The sequence below is a fragment of the Mitsuaria sp. GD03876 genome (assembly GCF_029840635.1).
In the GTDB taxonomy this organism is placed as follows: Bacteria; Pseudomonadota; Gammaproteobacteria; order Burkholderiales; family Burkholderiaceae_C; genus Roseateles.
Window position 1 is genome coordinate 67,647 of the sequence record NZ_JAOCCU010000018.1, and the last position, 22,353, is coordinate 89,999.

General features: G+C 70.2%; 16 protein-coding genes. 4 read left to right on the top strand and 12 right to left on the bottom strand.

Features of this window, described 5'->3' with window-relative positions:
- Positions 1-37: 37 nt before the first annotated feature.
- The 9 genes from N5D62_RS13505 to argS form a co-directional block, all read right to left on the bottom strand.
- On the bottom strand, positions 38-2,137 hold the full coding sequence (locus N5D62_RS13505; protein ID WP_279758341.1) for a GGDEF domain-containing protein: 2,100 nt from the start codon (positions 2,135-2,137) through the stop codon (positions 38-40).
- Positions 2,134-4,221 (bottom strand): GGDEF domain-containing protein, encoded by a 2,088-nt coding sequence (locus N5D62_RS13510; protein ID WP_279758342.1) that lies wholly within the window; start codon positions 4,219-4,221, stop codon positions 2,134-2,136. The genes N5D62_RS13505 and N5D62_RS13510 overlap by 4 nt, the downstream gene beginning before the upstream one ends.
- A gap of 2 nt (positions 4,222-4,223) precedes the next feature.
- On the bottom strand, positions 4,224-5,510 hold the full coding sequence (locus N5D62_RS13515; protein WP_279758343.1) for a solute carrier family 23 protein: 1,287 nt from the start codon (positions 5,508-5,510) through the stop codon (positions 4,224-4,226).
- 423 nt (positions 5,511-5,933) lie between these two features.
- Entirely contained in the window at positions 5,934-6,614 is a 681-nt protein-coding gene (locus N5D62_RS13520) for a TetR/AcrR family transcriptional regulator (RefSeq protein ID WP_279758344.1), read from the bottom strand.
- Positions 6,615-6,680: 66 nt separating this feature from the next.
- Positions 6,681-6,962, bottom strand: coding sequence for a hypothetical protein (locus N5D62_RS13525; RefSeq protein ID WP_279758345.1), 282 nt, complete (start codon positions 6,960-6,962; stop codon positions 6,681-6,683).
- A 21-nt stretch (positions 6,963-6,983) separates the two neighbouring features.
- Positions 6,984-7,904: an SPFH domain-containing protein gene (locus N5D62_RS13530; protein WP_279758346.1), complete on the bottom strand. Its 921-nt coding sequence runs from the start codon at positions 7,902-7,904 to the stop codon at positions 6,984-6,986.
- A 173-nt stretch (positions 7,905-8,077) separates the two neighbouring features.
- Entirely contained in the window at positions 8,078-8,758 is a 681-nt protein-coding gene (locus N5D62_RS13535) for a thiol:disulfide interchange protein DsbA/DsbL (RefSeq protein ID WP_279758347.1), read from the bottom strand.
- Between the two features lie 138 nt (positions 8,759-8,896).
- On the bottom strand, positions 8,897-9,559 hold the full coding sequence (locus tag N5D62_RS13540) for an SPOR domain-containing protein (RefSeq protein ID WP_279758348.1): 663 nt from the start codon (positions 9,557-9,559) through the stop codon (positions 8,897-8,899).
- Positions 9,556-11,286, bottom strand: a complete 1,731-nt coding sequence (gene argS / locus N5D62_RS13545; protein WP_279758349.1) for an arginine--tRNA ligase — start codon at positions 11,284-11,286, stop codon at positions 9,556-9,558. The genes N5D62_RS13540 and argS overlap by 4 nt, the downstream gene beginning before the upstream one ends.
- A gap of 86 nt (positions 11,287-11,372) precedes the next feature.
- Between argS and N5D62_RS13550 the strand changes: the two genes are divergently transcribed.
- Entirely contained in the window at positions 11,373-12,755 is a 1,383-nt protein-coding gene (locus N5D62_RS13550) for a serine/threonine-protein kinase (RefSeq protein ID WP_279758350.1), read from the top strand.
- A 166-nt stretch (positions 12,756-12,921) separates the two neighbouring features.
- Positions 12,922-13,254 carry a PsiF family protein gene (locus N5D62_RS13555; RefSeq protein WP_279758351.1) on the top strand — a complete coding sequence of 111 codons (333 nt, stop codon included), beginning with the start codon at positions 12,922-12,924 and terminating at the stop codon, positions 13,252-13,254.
- 45 nt (positions 13,255-13,299) lie between these two features.
- Here N5D62_RS13555 and N5D62_RS13560 read toward each other — a convergent pair whose 3' ends face one another.
- Together N5D62_RS13560 and N5D62_RS13565 are read right to left on the bottom strand one after the other, a co-directional pair.
- Positions 13,300-13,755, bottom strand: coding sequence for a DUF2214 family protein (locus N5D62_RS13560; protein ID WP_279758352.1), 456 nt, complete (start codon positions 13,753-13,755; stop codon positions 13,300-13,302).
- Between the two features lie 14 nt (positions 13,756-13,769).
- Entirely contained in the window at positions 13,770-14,696 is a 927-nt protein-coding gene (locus tag N5D62_RS13565) for a LysR family transcriptional regulator (RefSeq protein WP_279758353.1), read from the bottom strand.
- Between the two features lie 241 nt (positions 14,697-14,937).
- On the opposite strand from N5D62_RS13565, the gene N5D62_RS13570 reads away from it, so the two are divergent.
- Complete coding sequence (locus tag N5D62_RS13570) at positions 14,938-17,136, top strand: malate synthase G (protein WP_279758354.1); 2,199 nt, start codon at positions 14,938-14,940, stop codon at positions 17,134-17,136.
- A gap of 365 nt (positions 17,137-17,501) precedes the next feature.
- The gene (locus N5D62_RS13575) at positions 17,502-20,189 is read left to right on the top strand and encodes a TonB-dependent receptor (RefSeq protein ID WP_279758355.1); all 2,688 of its coding nucleotides are present in this window, start codon (positions 17,502-17,504) and stop codon (positions 20,187-20,189) included.
- 111 nt (positions 20,190-20,300) lie between these two features.
- Here N5D62_RS13575 and N5D62_RS13580 read toward each other — a convergent pair whose 3' ends face one another.
- The gene (locus N5D62_RS13580; RefSeq protein ID WP_279758356.1) at positions 20,301-22,298 is read right to left on the bottom strand and encodes a prolyl oligopeptidase family serine peptidase; all 1,998 of its coding nucleotides are present in this window, start codon (positions 22,296-22,298) and stop codon (positions 20,301-20,303) included.
- Between the last annotated feature and the right edge of the window lie 55 nt (positions 22,299-22,353).

The window sequence follows — 22,353 nt, forward strand, 5'->3', positions numbered from 1 at the left end:
TGCTCGATCGCGACGCGCCGGGAGGCCGCCCGCGCCGTCAGGCCGCGGCCTCGGGCACCTCGGGCGGCTCCGGGCCCAGGATGGTCTGGAGCTGCACGCGTTCGGAACTGCAGGCGGCATCGAAGTCCGCCTCGATCTGGATCAGCGCCTGCGCGTCGCCCGCCTCGACGGTGACGATGCCGCGCGCGCGGTTGCGGCCCTGCGACTTGGCCGTGTACAGCGCCATGTCCGCCCAGTTCACCGCCTGCTCCCAGTGCAGCGCCAGCTGCGCCGGCGGCAACGGGAAATGCGCGAAGCCGATCGAGCAGGTCACCCGCAGCGCGCCCGCCTGGGTGCGCACCGGCTCCTGGCCGACGATGAACAGGATGCGCTCGGCCAGCAGCTGCAGCTGGTCCGGCGCGACGTTGCGCGCGAAGACCAGGAACTCCTCGCCGCCCCAGCGCACGACCAGGTCCTCCGCGCGCACCGCCTGCGCGATGCGCCGCGAGACCTCGACGATCACCGAATCGCCGGCCGCATGGCCGTAGCGGTCGTTGACATGCTTGAAGTGATCGATGTCGATCATCAGCAGCGCGCCGGTGAAGACGTCCTTCGCGTGGCGATCCATGACCGCCAGGAAGTGGCGGCGGTTGGCCAGGTCGGTCAGCGGATCGCGCTCGCTCTGCGCGCGCAGCAGGCTCTGGTTGGCCTTGAGCTTGCGATTGGCCTCCCGCACCCGCGCCAGCATCACGCCGATCAACACCAGCGACAGCCCCATCAGCGCCGCCAGCCCGACGCCGACGTACTGCGCCAGCTCGCGGTTGTCGAGCTCGCGGTCCTTCAGCGTCTGCTCGCGCCGCAGCAGCTCGAGGTCGCGCTGCTTGGCCTCGCTGTCGTACTTCAGGCGCAGCTGCTGCAGCGAGGACTCGCGGTTGCGCCGCGCCGTCTCGGCGCTCAGCGCGCGTTCCTCGTGATAGAGCTTGAGCGCTTCCTTCCACTGGCCGACCTTGGCATAGGCCTCGCCCAGCTCGCGCAGCTGCAGGGCGCGGCGCACCGGGTCGTAGTCGCCCTGCGCGAGCTCGACGACGCGTGCCACCTCGCGCCGCGCCGGCTCGAACTGGCGCTGCTGCACCAGCGCCACCGCCAGGTTGTGCCGCAGCGTGCGCTCCACCGTCTGGTCGCGGTAGGACTGCACCACCGGCAACGCCAGCTGCGCCAGCTTGACCGCCTTGGCCGACTGGTCGGTGTGGATGTAGGCGTCCAGCAGGTTGTTCTGCAGCAGCGCGACGTCGCGCCGCGCGCCGGCCTGCTCGGCCAGGCGCAGCGCCTCCTCGAGCGTGCCCATCTGCGTCGCGCGGTCGCCGCGGCGCGACGCGACCATCGACTCGTACATCTTGACGCGGCTCATCGCCGCGACGTCGCCCTGCGCCAGCTGCCACGCCTGCGCCATCCACTGCTGCGCCGCCTCGGACTCGTCGCGCACCTGGCTGTTGAGCGCGAGCGAGGCCATCATCAGCCCCGTCGCGTTGTGGTCCTGCAGCGCCTGCGCCAGCGCCAGCGCGCGCCGCAGCGTGGTGTCGACGAAGGCGTACTCGCCGCGCGCGCCCTGGGCCCGCGCCACCAGGCGCAGCGCCTGCAGCGCGACGCGCGCGTCGCAGCCCGGCGGCACGGCCTGGTTCTGCGGCGCCGGGCAGGTCGGCGCCAGCTCGTCGAGCGCCTGCTGCGCCATCTCGCCCGAGCGCCCGGTCTGGCCGAGCCGGTCCTGCAGCTCCGCCAGCAGCACCCGCGCCAGCGGCTTGCCGCCGGGACGGGTCTCGAGCTCGGCGGCGATGCGACGGGCCTCGTCGGGACGGCCGGCGTAGACGTGGTTGCGGCCCAGCGCGTAGACCAGGTGCGTCCGGTGCGACGCATGCGCCGGATCGGCGAGCAGCGCGCGCAGCTGCTGCGCGGCCTTGTCCGGCTCGTTGTAGCCGAAGCGGTCGAGCTGGACGAGCTGCGCGTCGAACGCGCGGTCGGGGATCTCCGCGCGGGCGCCGGGCGCCGTCGCGCCGAGCAGCGCGCCCAGAAACGCCGCGGACAGGCCGCCGGTCAGCCGTCGGCGCAGGCGCTCTGGAAGGCGCTCCAGAACGCGCGGGCATCGCGTCGGCCGGCGGCTCATGCGCGTCCCTCCTGCACCGGGCCGATGAGGCTCACGAGCTGCACCTGGCCCTGGTGCCAGGCCGATTCGATGCGGCCGGCCAGCGCCAGCAACTGGTCGCGGTCGCGTGCCTGCATCGCCGCGACGCCATAGGCCTTGTTGCGGCCATGTGCCTTGGCCATGTACATCACCGTGTCGACGAGGTCGATGGCCCGCTCCCAGGCCAGCGTCAGGTCCTGCGGCGCCATCGGGAAACTGGCGAAACCGATCGACGCGCTGATCGGGATGCGCAGCGGCCCGTGGTCGACCGGCAGACCGCCGATCTGGTCCAGCAGCCGCTGGCCGAGCTGGCGCGCGTCCTCGGTCGATTCCGAATTCACCAGGATCAGGAACTCCTCGCCGCCCCAGCGCACGACCAGGTCCTGCTCGCGCAGCACGCCGCGCAGCCGGCGCGCGACCTCGACCAGCACCGTGTCGCCGGCCGCGTGGCCCCACTGGTCGTTGATGCGCTTGAAGTGGTCGATGTCGATCAGGAACAGGCTGCCGCGCAGGCCGCCCGACTCGCGGGTGTGCCGCGCGATCGCCTGCTGGAAGTGGCGTCGGTTGGCCAGCCCGGTCAGCGGGTCGCGCTCGCTCTGCACCCGCAGCGATTCATTGGTCTGCGCCAGCGCCGCGTTGGTGCGACGGATGCGCCGGTAGGCCAGCGCCAGCAGCGCGCTCGAGAGCAGCACGCAGCCGCCGACCTCCGCCCACAGCTTGAGCTGCAGGTCGCGGGTGCGGATCTGCTCGCTCTTGAGGCTGTTGTCCTGGTTGAGCAGCCGGATCTCGCGCTGGCGCTGCTGGTCCTCGTAGCGCGCCTGCGCCTCCAGCACCGCCTTGCGGGTCTCGTCGCGCAGGACCGCGTCGAATTCCTTGCGCGAGCGGTGGTACGCGTCGACCGCGCCGGCCAGGTCCTCGAACTTCTCCAGGTAGCCGCCCAGCTCCAGCCACGCGTCGGCGGTGTAGCTGCCGGCCTCGCGCTGCGCGTCCATCGTGATGGCCTGCAGCACGTCGCGCTTGCCCTCGTCGAGCTTGCGCAGCCCGATCTTCGCGATCCCCATGTTGTGCCGCGCCAGGATCTCGGTGGAGATGTCGGCGCTCTCGTGCGCCAGCGCCAGGCTTTGCGTGGAGAGCTCCAGCGCCTGCGCGTAGTTGCCGCTGCGCAGCTCGTAGTCGGCCAGGTTGCCCAGCGCCAGCGCCTGCAGCGTCGGCGCCTGCGCCTCGCGCGCGTACTGCAGCGCCTGCTCGCGCGCCTGCTGGCTGGGGCGCGGATCCTCGTCCTGCGAATAGACGATGCCCAGGATCGTGTGGACCGAGTACATCAGCACCGGGTCCGGGTCCTGCTGCGCCGCGGCCAGCGCCTCGCGCGCGGTGCGCTTGGCATGGTCGGTCTGCTGGCTGCGGAAGTAGTTGAAGGCGAGCGTCGCCTCGGTGGTCGCGGCCCGCCAGTGCGCCTCCATCGCGCGCGCCATCTCGAGCGCCTTGAGGCCGCTCTCGACCGCGGCGTCGACCTCGCCGTAGTCGCCCTGCATGTAGGCGCGCAGCTCGACCGCGCGCCACAGCAGCCGCCGGTCGGCCCGGGCCGCGTCGACCTCCGACAGCCCGCCCAGCAGCCGCACGCCGGCGCCCAGTTCCCCATTGGCCTTGAGCCATTGCGCCTTGGCCAGCATCAGCGCCAGCGGCACCTGCGCGCGCGACGGCGCGTCCTCGGGCCAGGCCTTGAGCGCCTCCAGCGCGGCCTCGTGGCCGGTGCGGTCGCGCAGCTGCGCGAACAGCGCCGCGCGCTGGCTCAGCGCCTCCAGCCGCTCGGCGCTGCCGGGCGCGGCCCGCGACTCGATCGCCTGCAGCTCGCGCAGGTGTTCGCGCGGATGGGCCTGGGCGACTCGCTCCTGCTGCTCGAGCTCGCCTTGCAGCGCGCGGTCCTGCACGCCGCTGCCGGCCGTCGCGGCCGAAGGCGGCGATGCCGGCGAGGCGCCGTCGCCCGGCCGAGGCCCGCACCCGGCCAGCAGCGCCAGCGCGAGGCCGGCGGCCGAAGCCAGGGAGGCGGGTCGCGGCAGGCCCGTCATGCTCAATCCGCGCGTCCGCGCCGCAGCAGCGCGTGCAGCAGGATCGCGCCGAAGGTGGCCGTGCCGATCCCGCCCAGCGTGAAGGCGCCCAGCTTGAGCGTGAAGTCGCCGGTGCCGATGACCAGCGTGATCGCGGCCACCATCAGGTTGCGCGGATCGCGGAAGTCGACCTGGTGGTCGACCCAGATGCGGGCCCCGGCGATCGCGATCAGGCCGAAGACGACGATGCTGACGCCGCCCATCACCGCCAGCGGGATCGCCTGGATCAGCGCGCCGAACTTCGGCGAGAAGCCCAGCGCCAGCGCCATCAGCGCCGCCACGACGAAGACCGCCGTCGAGTAGATGCGGGTCGCGGCCATGACGCCGATGTTCTCGGCATAGGTCGTGACGCCGGTGCCGCCGACCGCGCCGCTGGCGATCGTGGCCAGCCCGTCGCCGACGAAGGCCCGGCCGAGGAAGGGCGACATGTCGCGCCCCGTCATCGCGCCGACCGCCTTGAGGTGGCCCAGGTTCTCCGCCACCAGGATCAGCGCCACCGGCGCGATCATCAGCATCGCCTTCGCGTCGAAGACCGGCGCCTGGAAGCGCGGCAGCCCGAACCACGGCGCCGCGAAGACCGCCGTCAGGTCGATCGGCTTGCCCAGCCCGAAACCGTTGGTCAGCAGCGCGTAGATCAGGCTGGCCTGGATCAGGCCGGCCAGGATCAGCAGCCGCTGCAGCATGCCGCGCGCATGCACCGCCACCAGGCCGACGCTCAGGAAGGTCGCGGCCTGCATCCAGGCGTCGAAGGCCGTCGGCGCCATGTTCTTGATCGGCACCGACGCGAGGTTCAGCCCGATCACCGCGACGACGGCACCGGTCACCACCGGCGGCATCAGCCGCTCGACCCAGCCGCTGCCCGAGGCCGAGACCACCAGCCCGATCAGCGTGTACAGCACGCCGCAGGCGATGATGCCGCCCAGCGCGAGCGGCAGGTTGGGATTGGGGCCGCTGCCGGCATAACCGGTCGCGGCGATGACCACGCCGATGAACGCGAAGCTCGAGCCCAGGTAGCTCGGCACCCGGCCGCCGGTCAGGAAGAAGAAGAGCAGCGTCCCGACGCCGCTCATCAGCACCGCGACGTTCGGATCGAAGCCCATCAGCAGCGGCGCCAGCACGGTGGCGCCGAACATGGCGATCACATGTTGCAGGCCGAGCGCCGCGGTCTGCGGCCAGGACAGGCGTTCATCGGGGGCAATCGCCTTCTCGGGGCCGACGGTCACGGGCCGCCAGCGCATCAACCACGCCATGGACTTTCCTCAATGGAACAAGCCATCGAGTGTAAGGAGCCCCCAGGACATCGCCACTCCGGGCATATCCCGTGACCACAGGGACGGCCAAGGCTTGACGCGGCGGCGGCGAGGGGGTTCGGCGCGGCGCCGCGGCCGGCCCGGCAGCCGCCGGGTGCCGGGTCAGAACAGCACCAGGTCGCGGTTGTGGCGCGGCAGCATGCGCAGCAGCCGCCGCCACGACACCCAGGCGCGCCACAGCGCGCCGCCGAACACCAGGCTCAGGATCAGCAGGATGGTCATGATGGACTCCTCAGGAACGGGGCAGGGACAAGGGCGACGGCAGGCGCGGTCGCGGGAAGGGGACGTCGTCGCCGACGATTTCGCACGCACGTGCGAAATCGGGCGGCGCGAGCGGGTGGGTCGTGGTCATGTCGGGGGTCCTCAGGCGGGAGAAGCCGGAGATGCCGGAGATGCGGGAGAGGCTTGGGAACCGGGGGCGACGCCGGCGGCCGCGGCGCTGCCCGCCGGAATCAGCACCGGCGCCATCAGGCGGCGGTAGCTGGTCCAGGCCCGGTCGGTCGCGCCCGGCGTGCGCAGGAAGCGCACCTCGCGGACCAGCGCGGTGAACAGGCCGTCGAGCTCGAAGATCAGTTGGTCGAGGTCGGCGTCCTCGCGCACCTGCCCGGCGTCCTGCGCCTGGACCAGCGTGCGGCGCAGCGTCGCGCGCCAGCGCCTGACGCCGTCGAGCAGCCGGTCGCGCATCGCGTCGTCGCGGTCGTCGTACTCGAACGCGCCGGCCACGTACAGGCAGTTGCCGTGCGGCCCGTCGACCCGCCCCAGCCAGCCGCGCACCATCGCGTCCATGCGGGGCAGGCCGCGCGGCTCGCGCAGCGCCGGCAGGATGACCTCCTGCTGGAAGGTCTTCTCGAAGGCATCCAGCACCGCGCACTGCAGCGCCTCCCGCGAGCCGATGCGCGAGAACACGCCGCTCTTGGACAGGTTCAGCCGCTTGGCCACCTCGCCGATGGACAGGCTGTCCAGGCCGTCCAGGCGCGCCATCTCCAGCGCGACATCGACGATGGCGCTCTGGGTCAGTTCGCTGCGGGCGGTCTTGGCTTCCATGCGGCGCAATTTAGCACGGTCGTGCGGAGAGCGCCGGGCGGCCGAATGGCGGGGATGTCGATCGGGTTATTCGTCGCGCCCGTCCCGGGCGTCGCCGTCATCGGCGCTGGCATCGGCGCCGGGATCGCCGTCGCCCTCGGCCGGGGATTCACCCGCCACCGGCGGCCGGCCGCGGCGCGCCGACGGCGACGGCGCGGGCTTGATGCCGCGCCGCTTCAGCGCCTCGCGCAGCAGCAGCTCGATCTGGGCATTGGACGAGCGCAACTCGATCGCCGCCAGGCGCTCGATCTCCTCCCACAGGGCGGGATCGAGCCGCAACGGGAACTGCTTCTTGCCGGGGCTGCCCATCGGTGCGTCGCCGCTCGGCGCTCAGTTGTAGAGCGTGCCCGCGTTGACGATGGGCTGCGTGTCCTTGTCGGAGCACAGCACCACCAGCAGGTTGGACACCATCGCCGCCTTGCGCTCGTCGTCGAGCTGCACGATCTCGCGTTCGCTCAGGCCCTTGAGCGCCTCCTCGACCATGCTGACCGCGCCGTGCACGATCTTCTTGCGGGCGCTGATGATGGCCTCGGCCTGCTGGCGGCGCAGCATCACCTGCGCGATCTCCGGCGCGTAGGCCAGGTGCGTCAGCATCGCCGTCTCCACGCCGACGCCGGCCGGATGCAGCCGCGCCTGGAGTTCGGCGATCAGCGCGGCCATGACCTCGTCGGCGCCGGCGCGCAGCGTGGTCTCGTGGGTGTCGAGGTCCTCGCCCTCGTCGTAGGCGAACTGCGAGGCCAGGTGCCGGATCGCGGCCTCCGCCTGGATGCGCACGTACTGCTCGAAGTCGTCGACCTCGAACACCGCGCGCGCCGTGTCCTCGACCCGCCACACGACCGCGGCGCTGATCTCGACCGGATTGCCGCGCTTGTCGTTGACCTTGAGCGTGGGCGCGTCCAGGTTGCGGGCGCGCAGCGACAGGCGGCGCTTGCTCATGAACAGCGGGATCGTCCAGCGCAGGCCCGCCGCCCGGTCGGTGCCGACGTAGCGGCCGAACAGCATCAGCACGCGGGCCTCGTTGGGCTGCTGGATGTAGAGCCCCGTCATCAGGATCACGCCGCCCAGCACCAGCGCCAGCTGCGGCAGCCCGATCGCGTCATGGCCCAGCGTCGCGAAGCGCCAGATCGCCAGCGCCAGCAGGCCCAGGCCGATCAGCAGCGCGGCATAGCCGTTGGCCGTGCCGGCGCGGCGCTCCAGCGGCGTCGTCGCCGTGCGCGGCGGGACATTCTTCGGGACTGCGGTCGTGCTCATCACCTGGCTCCTCCAAAAAGGTGATATCACTTTAAGCGGCGGACACCGGTTCGCGCAAGCCCTGTCGGCGCCGGTCCCCCAAGAGAGGGGCGGGCAGCCCCCGGGAAGCGGACCCCGGAAAGCACGAAGCGCCCGCGAGGGGCGCTTCCGTCATGCCTGCGCGGACGCGCGGGTCACTTGCCGGTGCGGACCTTCGCCACCAGCTCGTTCATGATGAGGACGCAGCGCTGGGCGAGCTCCTCCTCGGGAACGCGCAGGCCGAAACCGGCCATCGACGGCGAGGTCATGAACTTGCCGCCGATCCCGACGGTGGGCACGCCGTCGATGTTGTACTGGTTCTGGAGCTTCTCGGCCTGCTGGCAGCGGGTCTGCACGGTGAAGGACTTGAAGGTCTCCTTGAACTTGGCCGCGTCCACGCCCAGCGGCGCCAGGAACTTGGCCATCTCGTCGACGTCCGTCAGCGACTGGCCGCCGCGGTGGATCGCGTTGAAGATGGCGGGGCGCACCTGCGCTTCCTTGCCCATCGCCTCCAGCGTGTAGAACAGCTGCTGGTGGATCTTGACGTTGGCGCGGAAGGCCACGTGGACCTTGCGGTAGGCGACGTCCGACGGCAGCTGCTTGGCCCAGGCCTCGATGGTCGGCTCGAACACGTAGCAGTGCGGGCAGCCGTACCAGAAGAACTCGATCACCTCGATCTTGCCCGGCGCCGAACCCGGCACCGGCGTCGCCAGGCGCTGGTATTGGCGCCCCTCGATCGGACCGCCCTGGGCCTGCGCCGACGCGCCGGTCAGGAGCAGGCCGCCACCCGCGGTGGTCGACAGGGCCGTGAGGGCGGTGAATTCGCGACGCTTCATTTTTCGATTCCTTGTTGGTTCCGCTGCGACCGGCGCCGCGGCGGCCGGCCATCCTAGAAATGCAAGCTTAGAACGGGATTAACCGCTGATCGAACGATGGTGACGGCACGCGGCCATCCCCATCGACGCCCCGGCGGTTCAGCGCTGGATCGCGACCAGGTTGGCCTCGACGCCGGCGCCCTCGAGCTTCTTCTGCTGCGACTCCGCCTCGTCGCGGGTGTCGAACGGTCCCAGGCGCACGCGGTACACGGTGCGGCCCGATTGCTCGCGCTCCATCACCTTGGCCGAGAACCCCTGGATCGCCAGCTTGGCGCGCTGCTGCTCGGCGTCCTCCATGCGGGTGTAGGCACCGGCCTGGACGAAGAAGCTGCCGCGCGACCCGTCCGAACGCGCGCCGTCGGCGCTGCGGGTCTCGGCCGGGCGCGGCTCGGGCTTGGCGGCCGGCGCCGGCGTCGCTGCGGGCGCCCGTTCAGCCGGGCGGCCTTCCACGGCCGGGGCCGGGGTCGCGCCGCTGGTCACCTGCGGGGCCGGCGTCTGCGGCACCAGCGCCGGCGCCGGCGTCACGACGCCCGAGGCGGCCTTCGCGCCCGCGCGGCCGGCCAGCGGCGCGTTCGGGTCCCAGTTCTTGTTGCGTTCGGCTTCCTGGGCGTCCTGCTCCGCGGTGCGCTGCGGCAGCTTGTTGACGAACGGCACCGGCGCCTTCGTCACGTACAGGGCCACGCCCAGCGCGATCCCCAGACCCAGCAGCAGGCCCACGATCAGGCCCATGGCGAATCCGCCGCGCTGCTTCTGCTTGCTCATTGCTGCTCCTGCGAGTCACGTTCCATCGCGTCCGGGGCCGACACCCCCAGCACCGCCAGCGCGTTGCGCATCACCTGCCGCGTCGCGGCCAGCAGCGCCAGGCGCGCGCGCGTCAGGGCCGGGTCGTCGCCCAGCACGCGTTCGGCGCCATAGTAGCTGTGCAGCGCGCCGGCCAGGTCGCGCAGGTAGAACGCCACGTCGTGCGGGGCCAGGTCTTGCGCCGCCGCGGACAGCATGCGGGGATAGTCCGCCAGCCGGGCCATCAGCGCGTACTCGGTCGGCGCGGTCAGCAGCGCGGCATCGGCCTGCGCCAGCGTGTCCTCGCCATGGCCCTGCTCGGCGCCCTTGCGCAGCACCGAGCAGATCCGCGCATGCGCGTACTGCACGTAGAACACCGGGTTCTCGTCGTTGGCCTTGAGCGCGAGGTCGACGTCGAAGACGAACTCGGTGTCGGCCTTGCGGCTGATCAGGAAGAAGCGCACCGCGTCGCGGCTGGTCCAGTCGATCAGGTCGCGCAGCGTGACGTAGCTGCCGGCGCGCTTGGAGATCTTGACCTCCTCGCCGCCCTTCATGACCGTGACCATCTTGTGCAGCACGTAGTCGGGGAAGCCCTGCGGGATGCCGACGCCGGTGGCCTGCAGGCCGCCGCGCACCCGGGCGATCGTGCCGTGGTGGTCGGTGCCCTGGATGTTGATGCACTTCGAGAAGCCACGCTTGAACTTGTTCACGTGGTACGCGACGTCCGGGACGAAGTAGGTGTACGTGCCGTCGGACTTGCGCATCACGCGGTCCTTGTCGTCGCCGTAGTCGGTGGAGCGCAGCCACAGCGCGCCGCCGTCCTCGTAGGTCTTGCCGTTGGCGACCATGCGCGAGACGGCGTCCTCGACCTGCCCGCCGGTGTAGAGCGAGGACTCGAGGAAGTAGTTGTCGAAGCGCAGCCCGAACGCCTGCAGGTCCAGGTCCTGCTCGTGACGCAGGTAGGCCACGGCGAACTGGCGGATGCCGTCCAGGTCGTCGATGTCGCCCGAGGCGGTGAACGCGCGGTCGTCCGCCTTGACCGTCTCCTTGCGCAGGAAGGCCTCGGCGATGTCCTGGATGTAGTCGCCGTTGTAGGCGGACTCGGGCCAGCCCGCGTCGCCGGGCTTGAGGCCCTTGAGCCGCGCCTGCGTCGACTGCGCCAGCGTGCCGATCTGCACGCCGGCGTCGTTGTAATAGAACTCGCGCTTGACGTTCCAGCCCTGCGTCGCGAACAGGTGGCACAGCGAGTCGCCCAGCGCCGCCTGGCGCGCGTGGCCGACGTGCAGCGGACCGGTCGGGTTGGCCGATACGAACTCGACCAGCGCCGAGGTGTCGCGCGCCGGCTGGTGGCCGAAGCGCGCGGCGCCCGCGACCACCTCGCCCAGCACCGCCTGGCGGGCCGCCGGCTTCAGCCGGATGTTGATGAAGCCCGGGCCGGCGATCTCCAGCGCGTCGACCCAGCGCTCGAACGCTGGCTGCGCCTGCAGCTGGGCGATCAGCGTCGTGGCCAGCTCGCGCGGGTTCTTCTTCAGCGCCTTGGACAGCTGCATCGCGGCCGTGCAGGCGAAGTCGCCGTGGGAGGCTTGCTTGGGGGTCTCGAAAGCGGCCACCGGCGCGGCGGCGACGAGGCCGGCGTCGACGGCCTCCTGGCTCAGGCCCTGGAGCACGGTGCCGAGGGCGGCGAGCAATTCCTGCTTGGCTTGGATCATGGTGTCGCATTTTAGGGGTCCTCCCCTGTAAGAGACCGTGAGCCCCCCTTGTCGAGGCCCTCCCCGTGGGGCACGATGCCCCTCCGATGAGCGCCCCCAGCGAATCCCGCCCTTCCACCTTCTCCGACTCGACGCTCGGCGGGCTGGCCGACCTGCCGGAGCAGATCGGCAAGTACCGCGTGCTGCGGCGGCTGGGCGAGGGCGCGACCAGCGACGTCTTCCTCGCGATGGACGATTTCAAGGGGCAGGAGGTCGCCATCAAGCGCATGCGCGCCTGGTCCGGCGGCGGCCGCTCCGAGGAGGACACGCTCAGCATCCGCTTCTTCGCCGCCGAGGCCGCGCTGGCCGGCCGGCTGCAGCACCCGAACGTCGTGCAGATCCTGGACGCGGTGCAGGACGGCGACCTGCCCTACCTCGTCATGGAGTACGTCCACGGCGTCACGCTCAAGCACTTCTGCCGCAGCGACCGGCTGCTGCCGCTGGACCAGATCGTGGAACTCGGGTTCAAGTGCGCGATGGCGCTGTCCTACGTGTTCCGCCAGGGCGTCGTGCACCGCGACATCAAGCCCGCCAACCTGCTGGCCGTGCTGGACAACCAGGGCCAGGTCACCGACGTCAAGGTCAGCGACTTCGGCAGCGCGCTCAACCTCAACGCGGACATGACGCAGGTGCACCGCGTCGGCTCGCTGGCCTACATGCCGCCCGAGCAGATCGAGGGCGGCGACGTCGGCGCGCAGGCCGACATCTACGCGCTGGGCGCGGTGCTCTACCACCTGGTCAGCGGCCGCCCGCCCTTCGACGCGCCCAACCAGATGGCGCTGATGCACCAGATCTACCACCAGGCGCCGCAGCCGCTGCTGGGCCAGCGCGGCGGCGTGACGGCGGAGCTCGACGCGGTGATCCAGAAGGCCCTGGCCAAGCATCCGCACGAGCGCCACGCCGACTGGGAGGCCTTCGGCCTGGCGCTGTCGGAGCTGGTGGCGCGGCAGCTGGTGCCGCTGGCGCGGCTCAACGAGGTCAAGGACTCCGAGCGCTTCAACCTGCTGCGCGGGCTGGAGTTCTTCGCCGGCTTCGGCGACGTGGAGCTCTGGGAGGTGGTGCGGCGCGCGCGCTGGCGGCGTTATCCGCTGGAGGTGCTGCTGTTCAAGAAGGGCCAGGAAGGCAACACCTTCCACATCATCACGCAGGGCGAGGTCGAGGTCTGGCGCGATGGCGCGCTGGTGGCGACGCTGGGCACCGGCACCTCGGTCGGCGAGATGGCCTACCTCGCCCCCAACCCCGACCTGCGGCGTCACAGCACCGACATCCGGGTGACCCAACTTTGCACGACCGTGTCCTTCACGCCGGAATCGCTGGGGCAGCTCAGTCCCGAGTGCCAGCACCGCTTCGACCGCGCGTTCATCCAGGTCCTGGTCAGGCGACTGCATCTGGCGCATGAGGCGCTGGCATCTCCGCGCCGAATCATGTGAGTCAGCGACCGACTCGTCGTCGGCATGGCGCGCCGGTTCGGCGTCAATCGGTCTGAGTCGGTCATTCTCTTGACGTCCGTCAACCGCTATTGAGAGGCGCCCGTTGCTGTGCTCCACTGGCCCAGAGGTCCTTCCTTAACCCCGTAGCCCCCTGAAGGAGAGAGAGATGACACGACTGACCCCGATCTCGCTGATCGCCGGCGCGATGCTGGCCCTGGCCTCGCTGGGCGCGCATGCCGCGGACGAGGCCAAGAAGGCCCCGACCGCGCAGCAGCAGCGCATGAAGACGTGCAACGCCGATGCCAAGGGCAAGTCCGGCGACGAGCGCAAGGCCTTCATGAGCAGCTGCCTGAAGGGCGAGACCGCCGCCGCGTCCGCGCCGGCGATGACCGAGCAGCAGACCAAGATGAAGACCTGCAACGCGGACTACAAGGCGTCCGGCAAGAGCGGCAAGGCCGAGCACGACAAGTTCATGAAGGCTTGTTTGTCCGCGAAATAAACGGCGGATGATCGGAACGACAAGGCCCTCTCGCGAGGGCCTTGTTCACTTCGTCATGACGCCGCGCGCGAGCATCACGGCCGCGATCGGGATCAGCATCAGCAGGTGCGCCTGGATCATCACCAGGCGACGCGTCGCACGGACCTCGTCGTCGCTCGGGATCCCTTGCCGGGCATCGATCGCCTTGACCCATCGGCGATAGGTCAGGGTCGGCTTGATCGAGATCAGCCCGATGACGACGAACATCCCGAACTTGAAGTGCAGCAACGGCTGGTGCCAGTACCACTCGAAGCCCTTCATGCCCCACCAGGTGCGGGCCAGGCCGGTCAGCAGCACCGCCACCGCGGTCATGCCGTAGATCATGTCCAGCCGCGCCAGCCGCCGCACCACCGCCGCATTCATCCATTCGACGCGGCACAACGCCGCCTGGCTCGACAGGAACACGACCAGGCTGAGGATCGCCAGGATGTGCAGGCCGGCCAGCAGGGCTTCGAGGCTCATGGGGTCTCCGAGGTTCATGGGGTCTCCCAGGTGGAGGCGCGCGCCCAGTAGTCGGCGCTGCCGTGGTGTTCCTTCAGGAAGTCTATCCACAGCCTCACCCGCAGCGGCAGGTGCTTGCGCTGCGGCAGCACCGCGAAGATCCCGTTCGGCGGCGCCGCGAAGTCGTCGAGCACGCTGACCAGCTCCCCCGCGCGGATCGCCGCGGCGACCTCCCAGGTGCTGCGCCACGCCAGGCCCAGGCCCTGCCGGCACCAGTCGTGCAACACCTGGCCGTCGCTGCAGTCCAGCCGCCCGGTCGGGCGCAGGTGCTGGACCTGGCCGTCGATGCGGAAGGCCCAGCCGCGCGTCTGGCTCGCATCGGAGCTCAGCATCAGGCATTCATGCCGCGTCAGCTCCGACGGGTGCTTCGGCGTGCCGGCGCGCTTGAGGTAGGACGGCGCGGCCACGCACAGCCGCCGGTTGTCGGCCAGGCGCATGCTGATCAGGCTCGAATCGCTGAGGTCGCCGACCCGCACCGCGCAGTCGAAGCCCTCGTTGACGATGTCCACGACCCGGTCGCTGAGGTTGAGCGACACGCTGACCTCCGGATGGCGCGCCAGGAAGGCGGGCACCAGCGGCGCGACATGGCGACGGCCGAAACCCGCTGGCGCGGTGATCCGCAGGTGGCCGCTGGCCTGGATGCCGCCGGCGCTGACGCTGGCCTCGGCGCTGGCGAAATCGGCCAGCAGTCGCTGGCAGTCCTCGAGGAAGGCGATGCCCTCGTGCGTCAGCGTCAGCTTGCGGGTGGTGCGCAGCAACAGCTTCACGCCCAGCCGCGCCTCCAGCGCATCCAGGCGGCGACCCATCACCGCGGGCGCCACGCCCTCGGCCTGCGCGGCCGCCGTCAGGCTGCCCTTGGTCGCGACCAGCACGAAGGACTCGATCTGTTTGAGACGGTCCATGGGCGGCCATGTTCCGTCGTTGCGCCGCCCAAGGCAATGAATGAAGACCCTGAGGCGCCAGATTCATGCAGAAAAGTCAGGGATCTTCGACCAGGGCCGACATGAATGGCGCCTCCACCGCGCCCTACAGTCGACGCATTCGGATTGCCCCTTCTCCGTTGCTCCACCGTCTCCGCACCGTCTCTTTACCGTCTTTCCACCACCCCTTTCGCCGTCCTTCCTCCGTCTTCCGGGAGTCCCCATGAGCGCACGCAGCCAACATCACCGCCTCCAGATCGACGCCGACCTGGCCCGCTTCATCGAGACCGAGGCCCTGCCCGGCACCGGCATCGAGCCGGCGGCGTTCTGGCAGGGCTTCGACGCGCTGGCGCACGACCTGGCGCCCAAGAACGCCGCGCTGCTGGCCGAGCGCGACCGGCTGCAGACCGAACTCGACGGCTGGCACCGCGCCCACCCGGGCCCGATCGCCGACATGGCCGCCTACCAGGCCTTCCTGCGCGAGATCGGCTACCTGGTGCCGGTGCCCGCCGACGCGCGCGCGACGACCGCCAACGTCGACGCCGAACTCGCGCTGCAGGCCGGCCCGCAACTGGTGGTGCCGATCCTGAACGCGCGTTACGCGCTGAACGCCGCCAACGCGCGCTGGGGCTCGCTGTACGACGCGCTCTATGGCACCGACGCGATCCCCGAGACCGACGGCGCCGAACGCGCCGGCGGCTACAACCCGGCGCGCGGCGCCAAGGTCATCGCCTTCGCCCGCCAGGTGCTGGACCAGGCCGCGCCGCTGGCGGGCGCGTCGCACGCGGACGCCACCGGCTACCGCGTCGAGGGCACCGCGCTCGCGGTCGCGCTGAAGGACGGCCAGACCGCCGCGCTGGCCGATCCGGCGCAGTTCGTCGGCTACCTGGGCGACGCCGCCGCGCCGACGGCGATCCTGCTGCGCCACCACGGCATTCACATCGAGATCCAGGTCGACCGCGCCTCCCCGATCGGCAAGACCGACGCCGCCGGCGTGGCCGACCTGCTGATGGAATCGGCGCTGTCGACGATCCTGGACCTCGAGGACTCGATCGCCGCCGTCGACGCCGAGGACAAGCTGCTGGCCTATCGCAACTGGCTGGGCATCCTGCGCGGCTCGCTGACCGAGGAAGTCAGCAAGGGCGGCCGCAGCTTCGTGCGGCGCCTGAATCCGGACCGCGTCTACAAGGCCGCCACCGGCGGCGAGGACGTCGTGCTGCCGGGCCGCTCGCTGCTGTTCGTGCGCAACGTCGGCCACCTGATGACCAACCCGGCCATCCTGCTCGACGGCGGCCGCGAGATCCCCGAGGGGATCATGGACGCGGTGATCACGACGCTGATCGCGCTGCATGACCTGAAGCAGCTGTCGGGCTCGGGCCTGCGCAACTCGCGCCAGGGCTCGATCTACATCGTCAAGCCCAAGATGCACGGCCCGGCCGAGGTCGGCTTCGCCAACGAGCTGTTCGGCCGCGTCGAGCAGCTGCTGGGCCTGCCGGCCTCCACGGTGAAGCTGGGGATCATGGACGAGGAGCGCCGCACCAGCGTGAACCTCGCGGCCTGCATCGCCGCGGCGCCCAGCCGCGTCGCCTTCATCAACACCGGCTTCCTGGACCGCACCGGCGACGAGATGCACACCGCGATGCTGGCCGGCCCGATGCTGCGCAAGGGCGAGATGAAGACCAGCGCCTGGATCCAGGCCTACGAGCGCAACAACGTGCTGGTCGGCCTGAGCGCCGGCCTGCGCGGCCGCGCCCAGATCGGCAAGGGCATGTGGGCCATGCCCGACCTGATGGCCGCGATGCTGGAGCAGAAGATCGCCCATCCGAAGGCCGGCGCCAACACCGCCTGGGTGCCGAGCCCGACCGCCGCGACGCTGCACGCGCTGCATTACCACCAGGTCAGCGTCGCGCAGGTGCAGCAGCAGATCGAGGCCGAGGCGCCGTCGATCGACCGCGCCGAACTGCTGCAGCGCCTGCTGACCATTCCGGTCGCCGCGGCGCCGAACTGGTCCGACGCCGACAAGCAGCAGGAGCTCGACAACAACGTCCAGGGCATCCTCGGCTACGTGGTGCGCTGGATCGACCAGGGGGTCGGTTGCTCCAAGGTGCCCGACATCAACCAGGTCGGCCTCATGGAGGACCGCGCCACGCTGCGCATCTCGAGCCAGCACATAGCGAACTGGATCACCCACGGCGTCGTGACCGAGCAACAAGTTCGGGCGACATTCGAACGCATGGCATCGGTGGTCGACGGCCAGAACGCCGGCGACGCGCTGTACGAGCCGATGGCGGGCCATCCGGACAGCATGGCCTACCAAGCGGCGCTCGATCTGGTGTTCAAGGGGCGTGAACAACCCAGCGGCTACACCGAACCGCTGCTGCACGCCTGGCGCCAGAAGCGCAAGGCGGCCGCGGCCCGCTGAGTTCGCCCCCGACCTCCCGACCGCGCCGTCATCTGTCGCGATCCGCCGCCTTCGTGCGGCGTACGACAACGGCGCCTGAAGCGGCCCCTCGTGGGCCGCTTCGCTTTTTCCGTCGTATCACTTCTGCTATTTCGGGCGAGCACCGCCCGAAGCATCGCCCTGACTTCCGGCACCTGGGATGGCGCGGGCGCGAGTACAGGTTCGCATAGCGATTCACAAGAGCGGCAATCCCGTAAGGAAGAGCCCTGGGGTCGGCGGAAACACCTGTTCCTTAAAGTTTCTTCACCAACGCGCAGCATTCGGACGTGGGGCGTTTGTCCATGACCGGAAGCTGCTTGTCATTTTTGCCATTTCACGGAACAGGCATGTCCCACACCCTTCGCCAAGTCAGCCTGGCCGCAGCGATCCTCGCGGCCTCGATGGGCGCGCACGCACAGGACGCGCAGCCCCAGCAGCTGGAACGCATCGAAATCACCGGCTCCGCCATCAAGCGCTCGATCTCCGACGAAGGCGCGCTGCCGATCTCGGTCATCAAGGCCGATGAGCTGCGCCAGTCGGGCGTCACCAGCGTCGAGCAGATCATCGACCTGCTCGCGTCCAGCCAGTCCAGCAACACCGGCTCCAACTCGATCGGCTCGAGCACCGGCGGCGCGGCCTACGCCAACCTGCGGGGCCTGGGCACCAACAAGACGCTGGTGCTGCTGAACGGCCGCCGCATGACGGCCTTCGCCTTCGGCGCCACCGCGGTCGACCTGAACTCGATCCCGTTCGCCGTCATCGACCGCGTCGAGGTGCTGCGCGACGGCGCCTCCGCCGTGTACGGCACGGACGCCATCGGCGGCGTCATCAACTTCATCACGAAGAGCAATTTCCGCGGCGGCCAGTTCGTCGTGGAAGCCACCCGTCCGGACGAGGACGGCGGCAAGAAGGAAGGCGCCTCCATCACGGTCGGCTTCGGCGACCTGGAGAAGGACCGCATCAACTTCTGGGCCTCCTACGACCAGCGCCGCCAGCAGCGCGTGCGGGCGCTGGACCGCGACTTCTCCAAGACCGGCATCATCCCGTCGCGCGGCGTGGCCGGCAGCTCGGGCACGACCTTCCCGGGCAACTTCTCGCAGGGCAGCACCTTCGGCGGCAACCCGACCGCGCCGGGCTGCCAGCCGCCGCTGTCCATCGTCAGCCCGACCAACCCGGCCAACTGCATCTTCGACTTCAGCTCGACGATCGACATCGTCCCGGACACGAAGCAGGACACGCTGGCCGGCCGCTTCACCTTCAAGCTGTCCGAGGACCACCAGTTCTCGCTGGAAGGCAACCAGACGGTCAACGACAACGTGTCGCGCGTCGCGCCGGATCCGGTCACCGGCATCACGATGCAGCCGAGCAACCCGTTCTTCCCGCGCAACTATCCCGGCATCGACCTGACGCAGCCGATCAGCGTGGGCTGGCGCATGGTGCCGGCGGGTCCGCGGACCAACGCCGCGCATGCCGAGGCGCAACGCGTCGTGGCCGACCTCTCCGGCGTGGTCGCCGGCTGGGACTACCGCGTCGGCGCGCTGTACTCGCGCAGCACCGCCAATGACGCGGCCGTCGACGGCTACGTCAACGCGCCGTTCGTGCGCTCCCAGGTCGCCGCGGGCAACCTGAACCCGTTCGGCGAGGCCACCCCGGCGCAGCTGGCGATCATCCAGCAGGCCAAGCGCTCCGGCGTCTTCGCCAACGCGCTGGGCACGACCAAGAGCATCGACGCCCGCGTCAGCAAGGAGATCTTCGACCTGCCGGGCGGCCGCGCCGCGATCGCGGTGGCCGGCGAGTTCCGCAAGGAGTTCTACAAGAACGACACCAACGACGCCGTCGTGCTGGCGATCCCGTCGGCCGGCCGTTCGCCCAACCACGTCGGCGGCAAGCGCGACGTGAAGGCGATCGGCGTCGAGCTGCTGCTGCCGGTGCACAAGATGGTCGAGGTCCAGCTGGCGCTGCGCACCGACGACTACTCCGACGCCGGCCGCACGACCAACCCGAAGATCGGCCTGCGCTTCCAGCCGATGAAGGAACTGGCCTTCCGCACCTCGTACAACACCGGCTTCCGCGCCCCGGCGCTGGACGACCTGTACGCGCCCAAGTCGGTGACCTTCACCGCGGGCGCCAAGAACGATCCGTTCCTGTGCGACGCGCAGGGCAAGCCGATCGTCTCGCGCGGCGCGGTGGGTTCGCGGGACTGCGGCCAGCAGCCGCAGGTGCAGAACGGCGGCGACGCCAACCTGAAGCCGGAGAAGTCCAAGACCTTCACGCTGGGCGCGGTGTTCGAGCCGATGAAGGCGCTGACCGTCGCGGTGGACTACTGGAACATCAAGCTGCGCGACCAGATCGACGTGCTGCCGGTGGACTCGCTGCTGGCGAACTCGACCCGTTACGCCGACCGCATCGTGCGCTGCAACCAGGTGCCGGTGGCCGAGCAGGCCAACCTGCAGCGTTGCTCGGGCCTGTGGGTGAACGGTCCGGCGATCGCCTACCTGATCACGCACAACGAGAACATCGGCCGCATCAAGACCGACGGTTTCGACTTCAGCGCGGCGTACAGCCAGGGCCTGGGCGGCTGGGGCAACATGTCGCTGGCGTACGAGGGCACCTACGTGCGCAAGTACGACTACCAGACCAACCCGGCCGATCCGTACAAGAGCCGCCTGGCCAACTACAACGACGGCAGCGTGGTCTTCCGCTGGAAGCACAACATCTCCGCCGCGTGGGCCATGAACAACTGGGGCGCGCGCCTGGCGGTGCGCCACCAGTCCGGCTACCGCGACCAGAACGATCCGACCACGGTGGTGGGCGGCGCGTCGTTCTACGGCGACGTCGACTCGTACACGCTGGTGGACCTGTCGGGCACCTACAAGTTCAACAAGGCCACGTCGCTGACGCTGGGCGTGAAGAACCTGTTCGACACCGACCCGCCGTTCTCCAACCAGTCGTCGCGCTCGCAGCGCGGCTATGACCCGCGTTACTCGGACCCGCTGGGCCGCGCCTTCTTCGTGCGCGCCGCCTACGGCTTCTGATCGACCGTTCGGGCCTGCGCTCGAAACAAAGCCCGGCCGCTCGCGCGGCCGGGCTTTTTCGTTGGCGCGGCCCGTCGGCGCGGCCGGTCCGGCCACGCCTCGGGTCACGCTTCAGGCCAGGTTCTTGGCCAGGAACTTCTCGACGCGGCCCCAGAAGTCGACGTTGTTGGCTTCGCGGCGCCAGCCGTGGGCCTCGTCCGGATAGACGACCCACTCGACGTTCTTGTTGTGGCCCTTCAAGGCGTCGCGCATCTTCTCGCCGTTGATCATCGGCACGCGCACGTCCTGGGCGCCGTAGCCCATCAGCACCGGCTGCTTGATCTCGGCGGCGCGCAGCAGCGGCGAGGTCTGCTTGAACTGCTCCACGTCCTTGTCCGGATCGCCGATCAGGCGGCGCAGGCTGGTGTCGGGACCGCCGAAGCGGTTGAAGTCGGTCCAGGTGACGGTGAACATGAAGCTCGGGTCGGTCACGCCGACCCAGTTGACGCCGCACTTGAACAGGCCAGGCTCCTTCACCAGGCCCATCATCGTCAGGTAGCCGCCGTAGCTGGCGCCCATGATGCAGATGCGCTGCCCGTCGACCTTGCCCTGCGCGATCAGCTGCTTGACCCCGTCGGTGACGTCGTCCTGCATGCCCAGGCCCCACTGCTTCCAGCCGGCGCGGAACAGCTTGTCGCCGAAGCCGGTCGACGCGCGCGGCGCCGGCATGAAGACGGCGTAGCCGCGCGAGGCCAGGAACTGCACGATGGGGTCCCAGTGCATGTGGACCGGTCGCACCCACGGGCCGCCGTAGTGCAGCACGATCAGCGGCGGCTTGCCGTCGCCGGCGGGCAGCGTCAGCTGCGCGGGGATCTGCATGCCGTCGCGGGCGGCGTAGCGGAAGAAGGTCGTGGGCCGCATCGCGTCGGCCTTGATCCAGGGCCGCGACGCGCCCAGGCCCTGGAACTTGTCGTCCTTGACCTGGTAGAGGTAGTAGCGGCCCGGCTCGCGGTCGGACGAGGAGGACACCAGCACCACCCGGTCGTCGCCCTTGCCTTCGACCTGGATCGTGTTGACCGTGTCGGGCAGCGCCTTGTCGACGGTGGCCTGCAGCGCGGCGCGCTCGTCGTCGAGCCAGTAGGTGCCGGGGTTGATCGCCTCGTAGGCGATGCCCAGCAGCCGCTCGCCGACACGGTCATGCAGCATCGCGACCTCGTCGGCGTCGAAGCCCTTGACGGCGAAGACCGGCGTGGGCTCGAGCTTCTGGGTCTTGGGGTCGAACAGGTAGATGCCGCTGGTGTCGTTGCCGTTGTAGGCGACGACGTAGATCCGGCCGTCGGTGGCGATCGACTCGGGCTTGAGCGCCGCGGCGGTCTCCTCGTCGCGCCAGCTGTAGACCTTGCTCCAGGGGCCGTCGTCGGCGGCGCGGTAGTGCAGCGCGAAGGTCTCGTCGTGGTAGCTCACGCAGCAGCGCACGACGCCCTTGCCGTCGACCAGCCATTGCTGCGCGTCACCGGGCGCGCCCAGCGTCAGCGAGGTGTAGCGGCCCGTGACCGTGTTGAGCTTGACCAGCGTCGAGGACTGCTTGCCCTTGGCCTGGTACGAGTGGACCTGGACGCGGACCTCGTCGGTCAGCTGGCCGTTCTCGACGACGCGCGAGTGGAAGCTGCTGCTGGCGGGCAGCAGCTTGCCGCCCTCGGAGACGAAGGAGCGCTCGGCCAGCGTCATGAAGCGGCCGGCGTCGGCGTCGATCGCGAACAGGCCGGCGGCGGCGGTCTGGTCGCCGCCGCCGCGCTGGCGGTCGACCATGCTGAAGATCAGCCGCTCGGCGTTGATCCAGGTGACGCCGGTGACGTCGGCGTCGCTGAAGTTCGTGATGATCTTGACCTTGCGGGTCGCGACGTCGAGCACCACGATGTTGTTGCGCCCGTTGGTCACGCGGGTGCCGGCGATCAGCTTGCCGCCGGGGGCCAGGCGCGCGCCGCTGAGCACCGGGTTGCGGAAGAAGTCCTCGAGCTTGGGGGGCGCGCTCGATTGGGCGAGGGACAGCGAGGGCAGGCCGGCCAGCGGCGTCAGCGTGGCCGCGGCCACCAGCGCGCGGCGGCGCGCATCGGGTTGGTGTCGTGTCATGTCGGGTTCAGGTTGGAATGAAAAAGGGCACCGTTGCCGGTGCCCTTCGCAGTGC

What these genes read in the sequence shown, in the direction of transcription:
- N5D62_RS13505 (WP_279758341.1), bottom strand. Translation starts at nt 2,137, where the DNA reads ATGAGCCGCCGGCCGACGCGATGCCCGCGCGTTCTGGAGCGCCTTCCA.
- N5D62_RS13510 (WP_279758342.1), bottom strand. Translation starts at nt 4,221, where the DNA reads ATGACGGGCCTGCCGCGACCCGCCTCCCTGGCTTCGGCCGCCGGCCTC.
- N5D62_RS13515 (WP_279758343.1), bottom strand. Translation starts at nt 5,510, where the DNA reads ATGGCGTGGTTGATGCGCTGGCGGCCCGTGACCGTCGGCCCCGAGAAG.
- N5D62_RS13520 (WP_279758344.1), bottom strand. Translation starts at nt 6,614, where the DNA reads ATGGAAGCCAAGACCGCCCGCAGCGAACTGACCCAGAGCGCCATCGTC.
- N5D62_RS13525 (WP_279758345.1), bottom strand. Translation starts at nt 6,962, where the DNA reads ATGGGCAGCCCCGGCAAGAAGCAGTTCCCGTTGCGGCTCGATCCCGCC.
- N5D62_RS13530 (WP_279758346.1), bottom strand. Translation starts at nt 7,904, where the DNA reads ATGAGCACGACCGCAGTCCCGAAGAATGTCCCGCCGCGCACGGCGACG.
- N5D62_RS13535 (WP_279758347.1), bottom strand. Translation starts at nt 8,758, where the DNA reads ATGAAGCGTCGCGAATTCACCGCCCTCACGGCCCTGTCGACCACCGCG.
- N5D62_RS13540 (WP_279758348.1), bottom strand. Translation starts at nt 9,559, where the DNA reads ATGAGCAAGCAGAAGCAGCGCGGCGGATTCGCCATGGGCCTGATCGTG.
- argS (WP_279758349.1), bottom strand. Translation starts at nt 11,286, where the DNA reads ATGATCCAAGCCAAGCAGGAATTGCTCGCCGCCCTCGGCACCGTGCTC.
- N5D62_RS13550 (WP_279758350.1), top strand. Translation starts at nt 11,373, where the DNA reads ATGAGCGCCCCCAGCGAATCCCGCCCTTCCACCTTCTCCGACTCGACG.
- N5D62_RS13555 (WP_279758351.1), top strand. Translation starts at nt 12,922, where the DNA reads ATGACACGACTGACCCCGATCTCGCTGATCGCCGGCGCGATGCTGGCC.
- N5D62_RS13560 (WP_279758352.1), bottom strand. Translation starts at nt 13,755, where the DNA reads ATGAGCCTCGAAGCCCTGCTGGCCGGCCTGCACATCCTGGCGATCCTC.
- N5D62_RS13565 (WP_279758353.1), bottom strand. Translation starts at nt 14,696, where the DNA reads ATGGACCGTCTCAAACAGATCGAGTCCTTCGTGCTGGTCGCGACCAAG.
- N5D62_RS13570 (WP_279758354.1), top strand. Translation starts at nt 14,938, where the DNA reads ATGAGCGCACGCAGCCAACATCACCGCCTCCAGATCGACGCCGACCTG.
- N5D62_RS13575 (WP_279758355.1), top strand. Translation starts at nt 17,502, where the DNA reads ATGTCCCACACCCTTCGCCAAGTCAGCCTGGCCGCAGCGATCCTCGCG.
- N5D62_RS13580 (WP_279758356.1), bottom strand. Translation starts at nt 22,298, where the DNA reads ATGACACGACACCAACCCGATGCGCGCCGCCGCGCGCTGGTGGCCGCG.